We start from the raw sequence: 18,409 nt of genomic DNA on the forward strand, positions 1-18,409 counted from the left end.
GGTTAGGGGTGGGTGCGAGCGCTAGCGAGCCGAGGCAGAGCGCCGCCTTCGGCGGCCACCCACCCCCGACCCCTCCCTGGAAGGGAGGGGAGAAGAATGTCCGCAACTGGTCGCTTCCCGCCATTCGTCTTTTCGTCTTTTCGTCATCCCGGACTTGATCCGGGATCCATAGCCACGGCCGCCACATAGACCCCGGATCAAGTCCGGGGTGACGACGAGGAACGTCGCGCCGTGCTTTGCTGACTCACCTAAAGAAGCAATTCACCCCCGCGAACAGCGCGTCGATCTTGGCCGCATCGCCGGGCGCCGCGAACATGCCGCCGACGACATTGTCGCCGGTGCCGATGCTGAACTCCTCGCCCAGCGTGCTGTCCTCCAGATCGACGATCGACACCGACTCCGCGGCCCTGGCGCGCGTCGTGCCGATGGCGATGCCGCTGGCCGTCGAATAGGCGGCAGCACCGGGTTCGTTGCCCAGAAACCAGCCGACGAATTTGCCGTCCTGAAAATTGAGCGTCATCGCGTCGTAGCGGGTGAATTCCATCGCCCCCGCGCCGCATTCGGCGTTGGTGCTGCGGTCGTCCTGCTGGCCCGCGACGTTGGCGAGCGCGGTTTCGGCCTGCACGCGCGGGACGCCGAAGGCGAGCAGGCTGGCCTTGCCGCTGGCCTTGTCGATGAAGCGCAGCCCTTCGCCATCGAGGCTGACCGCGGTGGTCGCGGCGGCGGGGCCGTCGGCTTTGGCGGCGGGGACCGGGGGCGCACTTACTTCGGTGGCGGCGGGGGTCTTTTCGGGCGCTGGCTTGCAGGCCGCGAGCAGCGCCACCAACGCGAGGGTCGTTATGTTACGCATCACCTATCTCCTCCGCGGCACCATCAGCACCAATATCGCACCGATGGTCGCCAGCGCCATATCCTTTTGCGCGTCCCAGATGTCGCCCTGCTGGCCATTATAGCGGTCGGCGGTTTCGCCCGCCGCGACGATGGTCAGCAGCCATTCAAAGATTTCGTAGAGGCAGGAAATGGCCAAGACCCAAGCAAGGACGGTCAACGCGGCGCCGCGCGGCCCCAGCCCGCCCCAGCGCCGCGCGATCTCCGCCACCGGGATCACCGACAGCGCGCCAAAGGCGAAATGGGCGAGGCGGTCATAGTGATTGCGGTTCCAGCCAAAAGCGCCGGACAGGCTGGTGCCGGTCAGCGCGCGCGCCCAGTCGTCATAGGGGACGCTGCTATAGGCGTAGCGCCCGCCGAGGGTGTGGAGCGCCATGAACGCCACGATGCACGCGAGCGCCGCGGTCGAGAGCGGCCAGCGGCGGAGCAGCGCCGGCGCGGTGATCAGCAGCAGCATCGTCGGGATATGCTGAAGCAGCGCGATCTCGGGATAGGGCTGCTCAACCTGCGCGACGAGCAGCAGCGCGAGGAGGGCGCCGAGCAGGCGGCGCTGCGCGGGTGGGGTGGTCGAGCGGGCGTCGGTCATCCCTCCCCCCTATCCGTTCGGGTCGAGCGAAGTCGAGACACCGTGAAGGCTAGTACGAACGAGGGGCATCTCGACTTCGCTCGATGCGAACGGAATTTGAGGGCGGAGCAAGAGTTTGTCGGCGGTCACCAGCGCAGCGACATGCAGCTGAGCCCCGCATCGATATGCGCGATCTGGTCAGTTGGCAGCGCGCGGCAGTCGATGCCGCGCGCGGTGAGCAGGGCGCGCGTCGCGAGCCAGCGTTCGCCGACGAGCACCGTGTCGCGGACGCGCAGTATGTTGGCGGCCGGGTTTTCGCCGAGCGGGGTCAGCACCACCTCCAGCCCGGCGAATTGCGGGCAGCTGGCGAGTTGGGGGACGGCGAGAATGGTGTTTGCGTCGATCAGCCCGCAACCGGTCTTGAAGTGGAGGACGCCGGGCGGGGTTTGAGCGATTTCGGCGGCGTGACCGAGCGCGCCGAGCAGGCCCGCGAGTTCCTCCGCGCCCGCGCGATCGGTGCGGTCGGACAGGCCGATGATCACCCGGTCCGCGAGACGCAGCACGTCGCCGCCGTCGGCGTAGCCGGGGCCGGTCATTTCGAGCAGATGCGGATGATGCGCGGCGAGCGCAGCGCGGATATGCGTCACCTCGCCCGCGCGGGTCGGCGCGCCGGGGCGGAGCAGGATCGCGCCTTGGGGAAAAGTAAGTGCGACATCTTCGGTGAACAGCGCGTCGGGGAAGTCGTCGAGCGGCGGCAGGACGTCGACGGTCAGGCCGAGGTCGCGGAGCGTCGCGACATAGGCGGCGTGCTCGGCCGCAAGGCCCGCGAAGTCGGGATCGGGGCCGCCGTCGGCGCGGATGCCGTGGATCGCCGAGGGCGCCGGGGCGCGGCAGAGGGCGTGGGTGAAGGCGTAGGGGGTGGAGGTCATCTGCCTCCCTTACCCGTTCGCATCGAGCGAAGTCGAGATGCCGCGAGGGCGCGCACCAACGATGGGTGTCTCGACTTCAGCCCTAAGGCCGAAGTTTACCCTGAGCGCCTGCCAAGGCAGTCGAAGGGCTCGACACGAACGGAATTTGGGAAGGGAGGCTTACCCCTTCTTCAGGTGCCGCCGCCCGAGCAACTCCGCGATCTGCACCGCGTTCAGCGCCGCACCTTTGCGGAGGTTATCCGAAACGCACCACAGGTTCAGGCCGTTCTCGACCGTCGGATCTTCGCGGACGCGCGACACGAAGGTCGCGAAATCGCCGACGCATTCGACGGGGGTGATGTAACCGCCATCCTCGCGCTTGTCGTGGAGCACGACGCCGGGGGCTTCGCGCAGGATGCGCTGGGCGTCTTCGGCCGACAGCTCATTTTCCATCTCGATGTTGATCGCTTCGGAATGGCCGACGAACACCGGCACGCGGACGCAGGTCGCGGTGACCTTGATCTTGGGATCGAGGATCTTCTTGGTCTCGACCACCATCTTCCACTCTTCCTTGGTCGACCCGTCGTCGAGGAAGCTGTCGATGTGCGGGATGACGTTGAAGGCGATCTGCTTGGTGAACTTCTGCACATCCTTTTCGTCGCCGACGAAGATCTGGCGCGTCTGGTTCCACAGCTCGTCCATGCCCGCCTTGCCCGCGCCCGACACCGACTGATAGGTCGAGACGACCACACGCGTGATCTTCGCGGCGTCGTGGAGCGGTTTCAGCGCCACCACCATCTGCGCGGTCGAGCAGTTCGGGTTGGCGATGATATTGCGCTTGGTATAGCCGTCGATCGCGTCGGGATTCACCTCGGGCACGATCAGCGGCACGTCGGGGTCCATCCGGTACAGCGACGAGTTGTCGATGACGACGCAGCCCGCCGCCGCGGCCTTGGGCGCGTGGATTTTCGTGGCATCGCTGCCGATCGCGAAAATCGCCATGTCCCAGCCGGCCCAGTCGAAATTGTCGATATTCTGGCATTTGATGGTGCGGCCGGTGTCACCGATTTCGACGTCGAGCCCCTGGCTGCGCGACGAGGCGACGACCGCCAGCTCCTCGATCGGGAACTCGCGCTCGGCGAGGATGGCGAGGACTTCGCGCCCGACATTGCCCGTCGCACCCGCGACGACGATCCGGTAACCCATGTGACTTTGCCCTTTATGCTGTTCGTGAAACGAAAAACGACCGGTTCTGCCTGTTGGCGGAACCGGTCGTTTTGGAAAGCTGTTTCGGCTTTGGGTGAGAGAAGCTCTCCTTAGCCTTCGCCGGCTTCCGACCGGTAGTCGCGGCGCTCTGCAATACGCGCCGATTTACCAGTGCGGCCGCGAAGATAGTAGAGCTTCGCACGACGCACCGCACCCTTGCGGATGACGGTAATGCTGTCGATGTTGGGCGAATAGAGCGGGAACACGCGCTCGACACCTTCGCCGAACGACATTTTGCGCACGGTGAAGTTGGAGCCCATGCCCTTGTTCGAGCGCGCGATGCACACGCCTTCGAAATTCTGGACGCGGGTGCGTTCGCCTTCGACCACCTTGACGCCGACTTTCAGCGTGTCGCCGGGGCGAAAGGTCGGAACGGTCTTGCCAGCCTTGGCAATTTCTTCGGCTTCGATCGTCTGGATGAGGTTCATGCCTCTAGTCCTTTTCTGTTCGCCGCGCGCCAGAGGCAGGTCGGGCCCGAGCATCGATATGACGCTCCCAAAGGTCCGGCCTGCGTAACCGTGTGTGATCTTCCGCCTGAAGTTTCCGCCAGGCCGCGATCTTCGCATGATCCCCCGATCGCAGCACTTCGGGGATCGTGCGCCCTTCCCATGTGGCGGGCCGGGTATAATGCGGATATTCGAGCAAGCCGTTTTCAAACGACTCATCGTCCCCGCTAGAAGCCGCGCCCATTACGCCGGGAAGCAGGCGAATGCAAGCGTCGAGCAGCAGCAGCGCCCCCATCTCGCCCCCCGACAAGATGATGTCGCCCATCGACACCTCTTCGATGGCACGCGCCTCGAAGATGCGTTCGTCGAATCCCTCGAACCGACCGCAGAGGATGATCGCCCCCGGACCCACCGCAAGCTGACGGATGCGGGCTTGCGTGATCGGCGTCCCACGCGGGGTCATCGCGAGGATCGGCAGGCCCGGATGCGCCGCGACCGCATGGTCGAGCGCCGCCGCCAGCACATCGGCCTTGAGCACCATCCCCGCGCCGCCGCCCGCGGGCGTATCGTCGACGGTGCGATGCTTGTCGGTCGCGAAATGGCGGATCTGCACCGGCGCGCACGACCAGGTGCCACTCTCAAGCGCGCGCCCCGCCATGCTGTGCCCCAACGGGCCGGGGAACATATCGGGATAGAGAGTCAGGGGGACCGCGGTGAAGCCGTGCCGTTCGCGCTCTGCCACTGCGACTTTCTGTAAGCCCTGCGCGGCGTGATTTTCATAGACCTCGGGAAACTGGGCGGCGAAGCTGGTCAGCGCATCATGAACTTCGTTATGCGGACCGAGAATAAAGAACACTCGTGGGGAGTAGGGGCGCGCCCTGATCGCCGTGACCCGCCCGCCACCGAGCCCTTCCAGCGCTTCTATGATGCGCTGAATTTCCGCGGCATGCCCGCCTTTGGCACGGGTCTGGTGATGATAGATTATGAGTGATCGCGCACCATTTTGTGCCAAGGCTGCGATCTCATTCAACGTGACATGCTTGCCTGAACGGCGGCGCGACGCATCAGGATGCAGGTCAATCCCGTTGTCGGGGTCAAGAAACAGCACCTCTGATCCTTCGGCCGCCTGCTGCAGCCGGTCGAACCATTGACCTCGCTCCGTGAAACGCGGCTTTCCCGTCGGCACCGGATCGGAATGGAAATGTTCCGCACCCAAAAGGGCAGCCCGCTCAATCTGAGTGACGGATCGGAGGCCCGTCCTGACCAGCCGCGACAGGCCGTCGTACAACTCGGCGTCTATGGCCCGCCAACGATCTGGCTGATCAAGGTATCCGATATGCCGCCCGTCGCCATTATGATCCTCATCGGGGTGCAGCCACCAGCCAACCAACAATTTGCGTTGTGCCGGAACCCGCCGAAGCAACGCAAACTTCAAATAATCGCCAATGTCTCCAGCATATCGATCTTGCATCAGAGCGTCCAATTCTCGACCGTCAGCCCCGGCACGTCCGCAAAGTCGGCTTCGTTTGCGGTGACGAGGGCGATGCCTTGGGAGAGTGCGTGCGCAGCAATCAACCGGTCGTAGCTTCCGCGCCGGAACGGCAAAGCCGCATAGGCCTGCGCAGCCTTATAGTCGAAATCGAGCACCGGCACCTCTTCGACGAAGGCTTGCAACTGGTCGAAGGCGGGAGCCTTACCGCGCGTCGACCCATGTGCGACCTCGGCATAAGCGATCGCGGAGGTGACCAGGTCGCCCTCGTCGCATTCGCCCGCCCGCGCCACCAGTCGGGCGTCGAGGTTCATGACCAGCGCGATGATGGCATTGCTATCCAGCAGATATTTCACGCGCCGTCATTTCCGTCGGCCTTGCCGGTCAACAAAGTCCGATCCTCGAACAGCCTGTCTTCCGTCGCGATCAGATGCAGGTCGGTGGCAGACCCTGCCACCTTCGCGATGTTGAATTTGCGTTTGGGTTGATTGACAGGCTCGTAGCAAAGAAACTGCCCGTGCTCGACAATCAAATCCATTTCGACGCCTGCCTCCAATTTGGTGCCCGCCGGGATTCGCACCGCCAGCGAGTTGCCGGATTTGAAGACCTTCACCTTATGCCGCGTTTTGTCGGAAGGCTTCAACCAAGGCGCAGAGCCGAACACCCGATTCAAGGCAAACGTGCGCCGGTCTTCGTTCACTTCACTTCGCTTCGTCATGGCTCATCTCCGTATATACATGATGTATATACGCGGCCTATCAAGGTCAACCCAGCGGTTCCCAAAGTTCATCGGGAAGCCGGTGGCGATCCTTTGCCAGTTCGGCGCGCAGCCATTCGCGGAAGCGTTCGATCTTGCGCACCCCGACGCGGTTTTCGCGGTGGACGAGATAATGCGCCGTGCCGGGTTGGTAGAGCGCCGCGAAGGGTTGAACCAGCCGCCCGGCGTCGAGTTCGGCGCGCCACAGCAGGGGCGTCATCATCGCGATGCCATAGCCGCCCTGCACCGCGCTCGCTTCCTGCAACTGGCTGTCGAGTTCGATGCCGCGGCGCTGCGGCGGCGGCACGCTGTCGACCCCGGCGGCGGCGAACCAGCCCGCCCACCAGGGATCATTGGGCGCCAGCCGGTCGACGTTCAGCAGGTCGGCGGGCGCCGCGATGCGGTTCACATCGAGAAAGCCGGGCGCGCAGATCGGCGTCACATGGCTGCGGTACAGAAAATCGGCGCGCAGCCCCGGCCAGCTCCCACGGCCCACCCGAATGGCGACATCGACATTGGTGGCGTCGAAATCGACCAGATCATTGTTCATCATCATGCGCACCGCCAGGTCGGGATAAGCCAGCTGAAAGCCGCCGATCCGCGCGCTGAGCCAGGTCCCGCCAAAGGTCGTCATCGCGCTGATCGTCAGCACATCGGCCTCGTCGCTGCCCAGCGCCGCGAAGGCGTCGCCCATCGCGCCAAAGGCATTGCTGATCGCGGGCAGCAGCCGCTGCCCGGTTTCGGACAAGCGTACCCGCCCCTTTTCGCGCACGAACAAGGCGCGGCCAAGCCGGTCCTCCAATTGGCGTACCTGATAGCTCACCGCCGCTTGCGTCAGCCCCAGCTCCTCGGCCGCGCGCGAGAAATTTTGCAGTCTGCCGGCGGCTTCAAAGGTCCGGATGGCAGCGAGGGGCGGCAGTTTGGGCATCGCACTATATAAGCTGAACTTATGATATGGCGCAAAGCATTTGTTGGCGCGGCGCGCGCCCAAGGGGCATCTTGCATGCATCGGATCAGCAGGAGAAGCGTGATGAAGGACGAACTTTGGATGCGGACCTGGAACGACGGTCACCCGCGCTTCAGCGATGATTTGCACCGCGGCTTGCTGTGGCTGGCCGCCCCGTTGCGGCGGATCGGTGCCTGGATGAAGCGACCCGACGCCCCGACGGAGCCGCTGCCTTTGCCCGCGGCCCAACGCGATGCTGCCTGATGCCGTGGCACAAGGCTGGTTAATGATGGAAACCGTCAGGCCGTAGCCGCAAGCTGGGCGAAGGGAGTCCCCGCCCCTTGGCGCCCTTCGCCCAGCTCGCGGCTACGGCATCGCGATTCTCAACATCGCATTAACCAAAAATCAGTCGCTGCGTGCCTAGCGTCCCTGGCTTGAAGCAAGGGGGCCACATGGTGCGAGGGGCGCGAATGGCGATGGTTGGAGCGGCGCTGCTTGGCGCCGCTGCGCCCGCGCGCGCGCAATCGTCGTTCGCCGCCGCGACCAGCATGACCTGGGACGGGGTGCTGACCGGCATCTTTCTGGGGTTGCTGCTGTTTTCGCTCGCCTATAACGCCGCCTTTTTCGGCTTGCTGCGCGAACGTTTCCTGATCTGGCAAAGCGCCCGCACCTTTTGCTATTTCGCGCTCGCGGTCGCCTTGTCGCCGCTGGCCATGGGGCCGTGGCTGGCGCCCGACAGTTTTGCGCGGCAGGTGTGGATCACGACATTCTTTGACCTGAGCCTGGTCGTGTCGGGGGCGTTCCTGCGGTCGTATCTCGAACCGGGGATGGTCGGCCCGCGGCTGTACCGCTGGCTCGGCTGGCCGCCCATCCTAATCCTGCTGACCACCCCCGCAACGCTCATCCCCGACGCACCCACCTATGTGATGCTGCGCAGTATCGTGCTGGTCGTCATGCTGGTGCTGGCCGCGGCGACCGTGGTGATCGCGCTGAAGCGGGGCAGCCGCACCGCGCGCTACCAGGCCGCGGCGTGGAGCGGCATCGGCGGCGTCTATGGGGTCAGCCTGTTTCACGATCTCGTGTTGGGCGAGCCGTTCGCCAGTTTCCTGTTCCTGCTGTTCCCGGCGCTGGGGCTGGAAGTCATGCTCACCGCGCTCGGCATCCTCGACCGGCTGGTGCGCCTGCGCCGCGAGCGGCAGGAGGCGCAGGCGATGGCCGAGGCGATGCGGATCATCGCCCACACCGACCCGCTGACCGGCCTGGCCAACCGGCGAGCGATCGAGGCGAGTTTCAACGACGACGCGCCGGTGGCGATCGCGCTGGTCGACCTCGACCATTTCAAGGCGATCAACGATCGCCACGGCCATGACGTCGGCGACCGGGTGATCTTTGCCGCGGGGGTTGCATTGGGATCGGGATCGGCGCTGGCGGCGCGGGTCGGCGGCGAGGAATTTGCGCTGCTGTTCCGCGGCGCTCCCGCCGCGGTGGCGATCGAGGCCGAGCGGCTGCGCCAGCGGATCGGCGCCTATGTCGCGCAGATGGTGCCGCTGCTCGAACGCCCGGTGACCGCGAGCATGGGGCTGGTCCATATCGGCCGCGACACGAGTTTCGGTGCCGCGATGAAATCGGCCGACATCAACCTGTACGCCGCCAAGGAAAGCGGGCGCAATCGGGTGGTGTTTATCGAGGCGGCCTGAGGGCTGGCGTCAAGGCGTCACCACGCGGAAGCGCAGCGCCTGAAGGGTCGCCGGGTTCGTCGGCGCCAAGAGCAGCATGCCGTCGAGCTGGCCTTTTGCGCAGTTCAGGCGGAAGCTTGCCGACATCGCCCCCGTCGGCGCCAGCGGCTCGGCGGTCGGACAATCGCCGACCGCGGCCTTCAGCTTCGCCAGTTCGGCGGCCCAGTTTGCCGCTGACCTGTCGAGCAGGAAATTCATCGCCAGCTTACCGTCGAGCGGAGCGAGCGTTCCGGCAGCGTAAGCGGCGCGGACCGCAGCAAAAGCGTCCGCCACGGCGGGCGTCACCGGCACCGCGCGTCCGGGCAGCAAACCCGCCCGATCCATCGCCACCGCGCTGTCCCACGCCGGCGCCGACGGCCCCGCATAGGTGCGGTTCGCCAGCGCAAACACGCCGACGCCATGATCGGGCATCAGCATCACATGACTGCCATAGCCCGGATAACCGCCGCCATGCGCCAGCGTCAGGCCGAGATCACAATCCTGCGCGACGCGCCAGCCCATGGCGTAGGCCGCCGCCTGTTTGCACGCGGTCGCGCCGCTCGCGCCGATGCGGTTCGCCACCGTCACAAAGTTCAATCCCTGCGCCATTTCGCGCACCGTCGCGCGCTTGACCGGGCCGGGGTCGGCGCCGTCGCGCGCCGGCCACGCCGAGAGCAGGAAGGCGACCCATTTGGCATAGTCATTGGCGCTGACCTGTAATCCGCCCATGCTGTTGAACGCGCCGTCGATCATCTCGGGCTCCGCCGCCCAGGCGTCATTTTCCCAGCGGTAGCCGCGCGCGTAGTGCGCCTGCGGTGTCTTGGTCACGTCGAAGCCGCTGCTCGTCATGCCGAGCGGGGCCAGGATCGTCCGCTGGACATAGTCGGTATAGGCCATCCCCGACGCATTGGCGACGATCCGGCCGAGCAGGGCATAGCCGAAGTTGGAATATTCATGCTGGCTTTGCGGGATGCGGCTGAACGGCACCCCCGCGGCGATCATCCGGGTAAAATCCGCCTGCGGCAAGACCTGTTGCCGGTCGCCCCACGGATCGTCGGTAACGAAGCCGCCGACATGGTGGAGCAGGTCACGGATGCGGATGCGCGGGCTGTCGCTGGTCGGATAGATCCAGCGCTTCATTTCGGGGATATGGTCTTCGGCAAGGTCGTCGAGGCGCAGCTGGCCCCGATCGCGCAGGTGCAGGATCGCGAGTGCGGTGAACGCCTTGGTCATCGACGCGATGCGAAACCGGCTGTCGGCGGTGACCGCGCTTTTGTCGGTGACATTCTGGACGCCGATGCCCTTGACGTAGGCGAGCTTGCTATCCTTGACGATGCCATAGACGAGGCCGGGGGCATGCGCGTCGGCCTGAAATTTGGCGAACAGCGCGTCGATTTCGGGGGTGAGTTGTTCGAGCGCCCTGGGGGCGGCGTCCTGCGCCAGCGCGGGAAGGGGCGGTGCCAGCACCAATGTCAAAGCCAAGCCCGATTTCCAGCGCATCATATTCTCCCCGATTGTGCGGGGACGCTATCAGCGCGCCCGAACGGCAGCAACGGGCGATAAGATACCGGTGGGTTTATTCGACGAACGCCGCGTCGATTGTCACGCCGTCGTCATTCCATGTCGGCACCGCGCGCGCGTTCATCGGGACCATGAAGCGTTTGCCGTCCGGGCGCTGGATTTCGAGGATGTCACCGGCGCCGAAATTGTCGATCGCGACGACTTCGCCCACCGCGCTGCCGTCGGTCGCGACGCACGGCAGGCCGAGCAGGTCGTGGTGATAATATTCGCCCTCGCCGAGCGGCGGCAGCGCCGAACGCGGGACGGTCAGCACCGTACCGCGCAGCGCCTCGGCACCCGAGCGATCGGTAATTTCGGCAAAGGTCGCCACCGCGCCTTGATTGGCGGGGCGGACCGATTTCAGGGTCAGCTGGCGCTCGCCTGCCGCAAACACGGAAAAGGCGCGGAGCGACTCCGCGCCTTCACCAAATAGCTTGAGCCGCACCTCGCCCCGCACCCCATGCGCGCCGGCGATGGCGGCCAGGGTGACGGGACGTGTCGCGTTGGCCAAGACTTAGGCCTTGGCTTCTTCGCCAGCTTCTTCAGCAGGCGTTTCTTCAGCGGCGGCTTCTTCGGCAACCGGAGCAGCCGGAGCTTCTTCAGCCGGGCCGCCTTCGGCAGCCTGTTCGGCCATCGCGGTCGCGTCTTCGGCGGTCGCGTCGGCGGGGGTTTCGTCAGCGACGGCTTCGGCAACCGCTTCGGCGGTTTCTTCGCTCTTCACCGAACCGGTTGCGTCCGATTCAGCCGCTTCGGGAGCGGCAGCTTCTTCAGCGGCGGGCGCTTCGGCGGCAGCTTCTTCGGCCGGCGCTTCGACTTCGGGCTCAGGGGCCGGAGCGGCAGCAGCAGCGGCGGCAGCTTCTGCGGCGTCAGCGATCTTCTGCGCCTTTTCCTCGGCGCGTTCCTTGGCCTTTTCGCCCGGGACCGCCTTGTTGGGGTTGTTGCGCGCGGTGCGTTCCTGGACACCGGCGGCGTCGAGGAAGCGGGCGACGCGGTCGCTCGGCTGGGCGCCGACGCTCAGCCAATGCTTCGCGCGGTCGGCGTCGAGCTTGATGCGCTCGGGATTGTCCTTGGCGAGCAGCGGATTGTAGCTGCCGATGCGTTCGATGAAGCGGCCGTCGCGCGGGCTGCGCGAATCGGCGACGACGATCTTGTAGTAAGGACGCTTTTTAGAACCGCCGCGGGCGAGACGAATTGCAGTAGCCATGATATTTTCCTTTGGTTTAACGTTTAAAGTCTGATCGAATTATTTCTTTTTATTCATAAGATTGGCAAGTTCGGGCGGGATGCCTCCGCCGCCGCCGCCGAGACCGGGCAAGCCACCGCCGCCGCCCATGCCGGGAATGCCGCCGCCCTTGCCGAACAGCGCGCCGAGCCCTTTCAGCCCGCCCATCTTGCGAATCTTCTTCATCGCGCTGGCCATCTCCTGATGCATTTTCAGCACCTTGTTGACCTGTTGCACCGTCGTGCCCGACCCGTTGGCGATGCGGATCTTGCGCTTCGCGGTCAGGATTTCGGGCTTGGCGCGCTCCTTGGGGGTCATTGACCCCATGATCGCGTCGAAATGAATGAGCATCTTGTCGTCGGCGCCGCCTTGGGCCGCCGCGACCTGCGCCTTTTTGATCCCGGGGATCATCCCGGCAAGCGCGCCGAGGCCGCCCATGCGGCGCATCTGGCCCAGCTGGGTACGCAGGTCGTTGAGGTCGAATTGGCCCTTGGCCATCTTGGCCGCCATCGCCTCGGCCTCTTCGGCCTGGATCGTTTCGGCGGCGCGTTCGACGAGGCTGACGACGTCGCCCATGCCGAGGATACGGCCGGCGATACGCGACGGCTGAAACAGTTCGAGCCCGTCGAGTTTCTCACCCGTACCGGCGAATTTGATCGGCTTGCCGGTGACCGCGCGCATCGACAGCGCGGCACCGCCGCGCGCGTCGCCGTCCATGCGGGTGAGCACGACGCCGGTGAGCGGCACCTGATCGCTGAAGCGCTGCGCGACCTGCACCGCGTCCTGACCGGTCAGGCTGTCGACGACGAGCAAAGTTTCGGCGGGGGTCGCAGCGCGCGACACCGCCTGCATTTCGTCCATCAGCTGCTGGTCGACGTGGAGGCGGCCCGCGGTGTCGAGCATGAGGACGTCAAAGCCCTGGAGCTTTGCGGCCTGCAGCGCGCGCTGGGCGATCTCGACCGGCCCCTGGCCCGCGACGATCGGCAAGGTCGCAACATCGATCTGCTGGCCAAGGACGGCGAGCTGTTCCTGTGCGGCGGGGCGATTGACGTCGAGCGACGCCATCAGCACCTTCTTGCGCTCTTTTTCCTTGAGCCGCTTCGCGATCTTCGCGGTGGTGGTGGTTTTACCCGAGCCCTGCAGGCCGACCATCATGATCACCGCGGGCGGGGTGACGTTGAGATCAAGCTCGGCGGTTTCCGACCCGAGCATTTCGGTCAGCGCGTCGCTGACGATCTTGACCACTTGCTGACCCGGGGTGACCGAGCGCAGGACATTCTGGCCGATCGCGAGGTCGGTGACCTGATCGACAAAGCTGCGCACGACGGGCAGCGCGACATCGGCCTCGAGCAGTGCGATTCGCACTTCGCGCATCGCGGCGCGCACGTCGGCCTCGGTCAGCGCGCCGCGACCGCGGAGCTTCCCGAAAACATCGCCCAGCCGTTGGCTCAGACTGTCGAACATTGGGCCACAAATCCTTCTTCGAAAGCCCGCAACGCAAAACACGCCGGTGAGCGAAACCTCGCCAACCAGCGGTTATCCGTGGACACATATTCCGTCGCGGACATCGATGTGCCCGGTCGCAAGATGCGGCCGAACGGGGCGCCAATACACAAAGCGGCGCGCAAAGGCAAGCTGCGGCCGCGCGCCCTCGCTTAACCCTAATTTCACCGCTTTGCGCGCATTAAGGCGGCGATGGTGGGGAAAATTCATATGGTAGCGACAGCCGGACAACCCGATCGCAGCGAAAGCGCCAAACGCGACATCGTGGCGGGCGGCATCGTCGTCGCCGCGATCCTGCTGTTTGTCGGGACGGGCAGCAATGTCATGCAGGCGATCGTCCACACGCTGATCGGCATCGGCGGCGGCCCCGACCGGGCGCTGGCCGCCGCGCTGGTGCTGAATGTCGCGCTGATCCTGTTCGGGTGGCGCCGGTACGAAGACCTGAATCGCGAAATCCGCGAGCGCACCGAGGCCGAACAGCGCGCCCGCTATCTGGCCGACACTGATCCCCTGACCGGCTTTCTCAACCGCCGGGCGCTGCTCGCAACCGGCCAGCAGCAGATCAGCGATGCCGTCGCCGACCAACGCCAGGTCGCGCTGTTCCTGCTCGACCTCGACCATTTCAAGACGGTCAACGACATCCATGGCCATGCCGCAGGCGACCGCGTGCTGCAGGTCGCCGCCGAACGGATTTCGGCGATCCTGCCGCCCAATGCGACCAAGGCGCGGCTCGGCGGCGATGAGTTTGTCGCGATGCTGGGGTTCGAGCCCGCCGCGCGCGCCAATATCGACGCGCTGGCCGCCGAACTGGTCACCGCGCTCGACAATTCGGTCACCCATGACGGCCAGCAGATCCGCATCGGCGCCTCGCTGGGCGTTTCGCTGGCCGACGATGCCAGCGTGACGATGGAAACGATGGTCCGCCAGGCCGACATCGCGATGTATCATTGCAAGGACGAAGGGCGGAACCGGTTCTGCTGGTTCGAACCCGGCATGGAAATGGCGGTGCAGGTCCGCAACCAGATCGAAACCGGCATCCGCGAAGGCATGCCGCGCGGCGAATTCGTGCCGCATTTCGAACCGCAGGTCGACATCGCCAGCGGCCGCCTGATCGGCTTTGAAATGCTGATGCGCTGGGAATCGCCCGAATATGGCCTGATCCCGCCCGAACGCTTCATTCCGGTGGCCGAGGAAAGCGGGCTGATCGGCGAATTGTCGTTGCAGGTCATCCGCCATGCGATGGAATTCGCCAAGCGCTGGGATCCCTCGATCCTGCTCGCGGTCAACATCTCGCCGCAACAATTGAAAGACCCGTGGTTCAGCCAGAAGCTGACCAAGCTGCTTGTCGAGGTCGGCTTCCCCGCCAGCCAGCTCGAGGTCGAGATCACCGAAAGCTCGTTGTTCGAGAATCTGCCGCTGGTGCGCTCGATCGTCACCAGCCTCAAGAATCAGGGCGTGTCGCTGAGCCTCGACGATTTCGGCACCGGCTATTCGTCGCTGTCGCACCTGCGCGCGCTGCCGTTCGACCGGATCAAGATCGACCGCAGCTTTGTCGCGGCGATGCGTGGCAGCCCCGATGCGCAGGCGATCGTCGTCGCGATCGTGCGGCTGGGCGAAAGCCTGGCGATGCCGATCACCGCCGAAGGGGTCGAGGACGAGGCGACCGCCATCGAACTGACCCGGCTGGGCTGCGCCAAGGGTCAGGGCTGGTATTTCGGCCGCGCCGCATCAGCCGCCGACACCGAAATTCTGCTCGCCGACCGCGGGTTGCTGCGCGCGCCGATGGTGCCGCCGACAAGCCCCGATACCGGATCCGACGCCGACGGCGCCGAACCGTTGCGCAAGACAGCATAATCTTCTCTCCTCCCCTTTGACGGGGGAGGCAGCGAGACTTGCCAGCTTGCTGGCTTAGTCGCAGCGGAGGGGGTGCGCTTTCGGCCTGAGATGACGGTGCAAGGACGCACCCTCACCCCCATCCAGCTTCGCCTAGCCGCGTCGCGGCAAGGCTGCGTATCCTCCCCCATCAAGGGGGAAGGTCCATATGGCTCGCTAGACTTCCCACGCCCGCGCCCTTACATGCGCGGACTATGGCGGACCGCTTCACCAAGATGCATGGGTTGGGCAATGATTTTGTCGTCATCGACGCGCGGACAAGCGCCGTCGAGATGACCCCGGCGCGCGCGCATGCGATCGCCGACCGGCGGCACGGCATCGGGTGCGACCAGTTGATCCTGCTGGAGCCATCGGCCAGCGCCGACGTGCGGATGCGGATTTTCAACGCCGACGGCGGCGAGGTCGAGGCGTGCGGCAATGCGACGCGCTGTGTCGCGACCCTGATCGGCCAGCCCGCGGTGATCGAAACGCTGGGCGGGATGCTGCGCGTCACGCCGGCCGACGGCGGCGCCGAAGTCGTGCTGGGCGAGCCGGTGTTCGACTGGGAGCTGATCCCGCTGGCGATGCCGATGGACACCCGCGACATGCCCGTCGCGTGGGACGAGCTGGAGCATGGCGCCGCGGTCAATGTCGGCAATCCGCACATCGTGTTTTTCGTGCCCGAGGCCGACGCCGTCGCGCTCGACGAGCTGGGGCCGCGGATCGAGACCGACCCGCTGTTCCCCGAGCGCGTCAACGTCAATGTCGCGAGCCTGGACGGCGACAACCAGTTGCAGCTGCGGGTGTGGGAGCGCGGCGTCGGGTTGACACAGGCGTGCGGCACCGGCGCCTGCGCCACCGCGGTCGCGGCGATCCGCGCCGGGCTGGTGCAATCGCCGGTGACCGTCGCCTTGCCCGGTGGCGACCTGATCATCCGCTGGGCCCCGGGCGAGCCGATCGTGATGAGCGGCGCCGCGACGCGGGTGTATGAGGGCGAGACCGACTGGGCGCAGTTCGGATGAGCGGTGCGGTGTTGGACGGCGGGCTTGACGTCGTCAATTTCGGATGCCGGCTGAACATCGCCGAGGGCGAAGGGGTTCGTGCCGCCGCCCATGCGGCAGGCGCGCGCGATACGATCGTCTTCAACAGCTGCGCGGTGACCGACGAAGCGGTGCGCCAGGCGCGGCAAGCGGTGCGGCGCGCGCTGCGCGAGCGACCGGGCGCCGATGTTGTCGTGACGGGCTGCGCGGCCGAATTGGAGGCCGAGCGCTTTGCGGCGATGGGTGCGCGGGTGGTCAGCAACGATGCCAAGGGGTTGCCCCAGAGCTATGGCCGCCAACCCGCAGCGCCGACGCAATTCGACGCTTACACCCCCGCGCTCTCGGGCGCCGACCATGCGCGCGCTTTCCTTGGCGTCCAGACCGGCTGCTCGCACAGCTGCACCTTTTGCGCGACCGTCATGGCGCGCGGGACGGCACGGTCGGCGGCGGTCGACGCGGTGGTCGAGGCTGCGCGCACCGCGCTGACCCGCGGCCAGCGCGAGATCATCCTGACCGGGGTCGATCTGGCGAGCTATGGCGATGACAGCGGCACCACGCTGGCGGCGCTGGTCGAGGCGCTGCTCGCGCTGCCGATCGCGCGACTGCGCCTGTCGTCGCTCGACCCGAACCGCATCGACGACCATCTGTTCGCGCTGCTGACCCAGGAGCAACGGGTCATGCCGCATGTTCACCTGTCGTTGCAGGCAGGTGACGACATGGTGCTGACGCGGATGAAGCGCCGCCACCGCCGCGCCGATGCCGTGGCACTCGTCGCGCGGCTCAAGGCCGCGCGCGCCGAGATTGCGATCGGCGCCGACCTGATCGCCGGATTTCCGACCGAGGATGACATGATGTTCGCCAATTCGCTGGCACTGATCGACGATTGCGACATCGTCTTTGGCCATATTTTTCCGTACAGCGCGCGCGCCGGAACCGCCGCCGCGCGGATGCCGCAGGTTGGCCGCGCGGTGGCGCGCGAACGCGCCGCGACGCTGCGGGCGGCCAATATGCGGCGCCGCCACGCATGGCTCGACGCGCAGGTGGGCACCGCCGCGACGATGCTGGTCGAGCGCGACGGGCTGAGCGGGCATGCCGAAAATTTTGCGGCGCTGGCACTGACCGCGCCTGCCGCCGCTGGAACGATCATCCCGGTCCGAATCGGCGCGCGCGACGGCGACCGGCTGACCGCCACGGAGCAGGCGGCATGAGCGGCACCAGCTGGAGCGACCGGCTGCTCGGCGGCTTCAAGCGCACGTCGGAACGGCTCGGCGAAAATCTCGCGGGGCTGACCGGCAAGGCGCGGCTCGATGAGGATGATCTCGACCGCATTGAGGAAGCACTGATCACTGCCGACCTTGGCCCCGCGATGGCGAGCAGGATTCGCGAGCGGCTGGCCGCACGGCGCGACGCCGTCGCCAGCGGGGTCGAGGAATTGCGCAAGATCGTCGCCGAAGAAATCGCCGCGGTGCTGCGTCCGGTCGCCGAACCGCTCGACATCGATGCCTTTCCGCGCCCGCAGGTCATTTTGGTGATCGGGGTCAATGGGTCGGGCAAGACGACGACGATCGCCAAGCTGGCGCATCTGTTCCAGGAACAGGATTATGGCGTGATGCTGGTCGCCGGCGACACGTTTCGCGCCGCGGCGATCGGCCAGTTGAAGGTGTGGGCCGAGCGGCTGGGCGTGCCGATCATGGCGGGGCCCGAGGGCGGCGACAGCGCGGGGATCGTGTTCGACGCGGTCAAACAGGCAACCGCGACCGGCATCGACGTGCTGATCGTCGACACCGCCGGGCGCCTGCAGAACAAGCGCGAGCTGATGGAGGAACTTGCCAAGATCAAGCGCGTGCTGGGGCGGCTCAATCCCGCCGCACCGCACGACGTCGTGCTGGTGCTCGACGCGACGACGGGGCAGAATGCGCTGGCGCAGATCGACGTGTTCCGCGAGGTCGCCGGGGTCACCGGGCTGGTGATGACCAAGCTCGACGGCACCGCACGCGGCGGGGTGCTGGTCGCTGCCGCCGAACGCCACGCGCTTCCCATCCATGCGATCGGCATCGGTGAAACCATCGAGGATCTTCGCCCGTTCGATGCCGACGAGATCGCCGCCATTATCGCAGGAAATATCAGATGACCAGGATGCTAGACATCCACAGCATCGGCGAAATCTTGCCCAGCTTCCACTTCGACACCGCCATCGCGACGATGATCGCGGCCATGAAGGCGATCGTGCCC

18 protein-coding genes and 1 pseudogene are annotated in these 18,409 nt (G+C 65.9%); 6 read left to right on the top strand and 13 right to left on the bottom strand.

Annotated features, from left to right (window positions below):
• Positions 1-244: 244 nt before the first annotated feature.
• The 9 genes from FFS68_RS16590 to FFS68_RS16630 form a co-directional block, all read right to left on the bottom strand.
• Positions 245-850, bottom strand: a complete 606-nt coding sequence (locus FFS68_RS16590) for a hypothetical protein (protein WP_137754307.1) — start codon at positions 848-850, stop codon at positions 245-247.
• Between the two features lie 3 nt (positions 851-853).
• A complete protein-coding gene (locus FFS68_RS16595; protein ID WP_137754308.1) occupies positions 854-1,474 on the bottom strand; it encodes a DUF2238 domain-containing protein in 621 nt (206 codons plus the stop codon).
• A gap of 125 nt (positions 1,475-1,599) precedes the next feature.
• Positions 1,600-2,382 carry an arginine deiminase family protein gene (locus FFS68_RS16600; protein WP_137754309.1) on the bottom strand — a complete coding sequence of 261 codons (783 nt, stop codon included), beginning with the start codon at positions 2,380-2,382 and terminating at the stop codon, positions 1,600-1,602.
• 159 nt (positions 2,383-2,541) lie between these two features.
• Complete coding sequence (locus FFS68_RS16605) at positions 2,542-3,567, bottom strand: aspartate-semialdehyde dehydrogenase (RefSeq protein ID WP_137754310.1); 1,026 nt, start codon at positions 3,565-3,567, stop codon at positions 2,542-2,544.
• 110 nt (positions 3,568-3,677) lie between these two features.
• Positions 3,678-4,055: a 50S ribosomal protein L19 gene (gene rplS / locus FFS68_RS16610; protein WP_137754311.1), complete on the bottom strand. Its 378-nt coding sequence runs from the start codon at positions 4,053-4,055 to the stop codon at positions 3,678-3,680.
• A gap of 4 nt (positions 4,056-4,059) precedes the next feature.
• The gene (gene trmD / locus FFS68_RS16615) at positions 4,060-4,776 is read right to left on the bottom strand and encodes a tRNA (guanosine(37)-N1)-methyltransferase TrmD (protein ID WP_283214611.1); all 717 of its coding nucleotides are present in this window, start codon (positions 4,774-4,776) and stop codon (positions 4,060-4,062) included.
• A gap of 767 nt (positions 4,777-5,543) precedes the next feature.
• Complete coding sequence (locus tag FFS68_RS16620; RefSeq protein ID WP_137754312.1) at positions 5,544-5,918, bottom strand: type II toxin-antitoxin system VapC family toxin; 375 nt, start codon at positions 5,916-5,918, stop codon at positions 5,544-5,546.
• Positions 5,915-6,280, bottom strand: a complete 366-nt coding sequence (locus FFS68_RS16625) for a hypothetical protein (RefSeq protein WP_137754313.1) — start codon at positions 6,278-6,280, stop codon at positions 5,915-5,917. The genes FFS68_RS16620 and FFS68_RS16625 overlap by 4 nt, the downstream gene beginning before the upstream one ends.
• Positions 6,281-6,326: 46 nt before the next feature.
• Positions 6,327-7,247, bottom strand: a complete 921-nt coding sequence (locus FFS68_RS16630) for a LysR substrate-binding domain-containing protein (protein WP_137754314.1) — start codon at positions 7,245-7,247, stop codon at positions 6,327-6,329.
• 102 nt (positions 7,248-7,349) lie between these two features.
• Between FFS68_RS16630 and FFS68_RS16635 the strand changes: the two genes are divergently transcribed.
• Both FFS68_RS16635 and FFS68_RS16640 read left to right on the top strand, forming a co-directional pair.
• Complete coding sequence (locus FFS68_RS16635) at positions 7,350-7,529, top strand: hypothetical protein (RefSeq protein ID WP_137754315.1); 180 nt, start codon at positions 7,350-7,352, stop codon at positions 7,527-7,529.
• Positions 7,530-7,735: 206 nt separating this feature from the next.
• On the top strand, positions 7,736-8,962 hold the full coding sequence (locus FFS68_RS16640) for a diguanylate cyclase (protein WP_171003932.1): 1,227 nt from the start codon (positions 7,736-7,738) through the stop codon (positions 8,960-8,962).
• Positions 8,963-8,971: 9 nt separating this feature from the next.
• Here FFS68_RS16640 and FFS68_RS16645 read toward each other — a convergent pair whose 3' ends face one another.
• The 4 genes and pseudogenes from FFS68_RS16645 to ffh all read right to left on the bottom strand — a co-directional run bounded on the left by FFS68_RS16645 (position 8,972) and on the right by ffh (position 13,226).
• A complete protein-coding gene (locus FFS68_RS16645; protein ID WP_249340210.1) occupies positions 8,972-10,462 on the bottom strand; it encodes a serine hydrolase domain-containing protein in 1,491 nt (496 codons plus the stop codon).
• 94 nt (positions 10,463-10,556) lie between these two features.
• Positions 10,557-11,051: a ribosome maturation factor RimM gene (gene rimM / locus FFS68_RS16650; protein ID WP_137754317.1), complete on the bottom strand. Its 495-nt coding sequence runs from the start codon at positions 11,049-11,051 to the stop codon at positions 10,557-10,559.
• Between the two features lie 225 nt (positions 11,052-11,276).
• Positions 11,277-11,744, bottom strand: a pseudogene (rpsP, locus tag FFS68_RS16655) (30S ribosomal protein S16); the annotation flags it as partial.
• 39 nt (positions 11,745-11,783) lie between these two features.
• A complete protein-coding gene (gene ffh / locus FFS68_RS16660; protein WP_137754319.1) occupies positions 11,784-13,226 on the bottom strand; it encodes a signal recognition particle protein in 1,443 nt (480 codons plus the stop codon).
• Positions 13,227-13,475: 249 nt separating this feature from the next.
• On the opposite strand from ffh, the gene FFS68_RS16665 reads away from it, so the two are divergent.
• The 4 genes from FFS68_RS16665 (at position 13,476) to ftsY (ending at position 18,308) form a co-directional block, all read left to right on the top strand.
• Complete coding sequence (locus FFS68_RS16665) at positions 13,476-15,119, top strand: EAL domain-containing protein (protein WP_137754320.1); 1,644 nt, start codon at positions 13,476-13,478, stop codon at positions 15,117-15,119.
• A 233-nt stretch (positions 15,120-15,352) separates the two neighbouring features.
• The gene (gene dapF / locus FFS68_RS16670; RefSeq protein ID WP_137754321.1) at positions 15,353-16,159 is read left to right on the top strand and encodes a diaminopimelate epimerase; all 807 of its coding nucleotides are present in this window, start codon (positions 15,353-15,355) and stop codon (positions 16,157-16,159) included.
• Positions 16,156-17,385, top strand: coding sequence for a MiaB/RimO family radical SAM methylthiotransferase (locus tag FFS68_RS16675; protein ID WP_137754322.1), 1,230 nt, complete (start codon positions 16,156-16,158; stop codon positions 17,383-17,385). Before dapF ends, FFS68_RS16675 begins: the two co-directional genes overlap by 4 nt.
• The gene (gene ftsY, locus FFS68_RS16680) at positions 17,382-18,308 is read left to right on the top strand and encodes a signal recognition particle-docking protein FtsY (protein WP_137754323.1); all 927 of its coding nucleotides are present in this window, start codon (positions 17,382-17,384) and stop codon (positions 18,306-18,308) included. Before FFS68_RS16675 ends, ftsY begins: the two co-directional genes overlap by 4 nt.
• Positions 18,309-18,409: the final 101 nt, after the last annotated feature.

Origin of the sequence: Sphingopyxis sp. L1A2A, from assembly GCF_005502465.1 — a bacterium.
GTDB lineage: Bacteria > Pseudomonadota > Alphaproteobacteria > Sphingomonadales > Sphingomonadaceae > Sphingopyxis.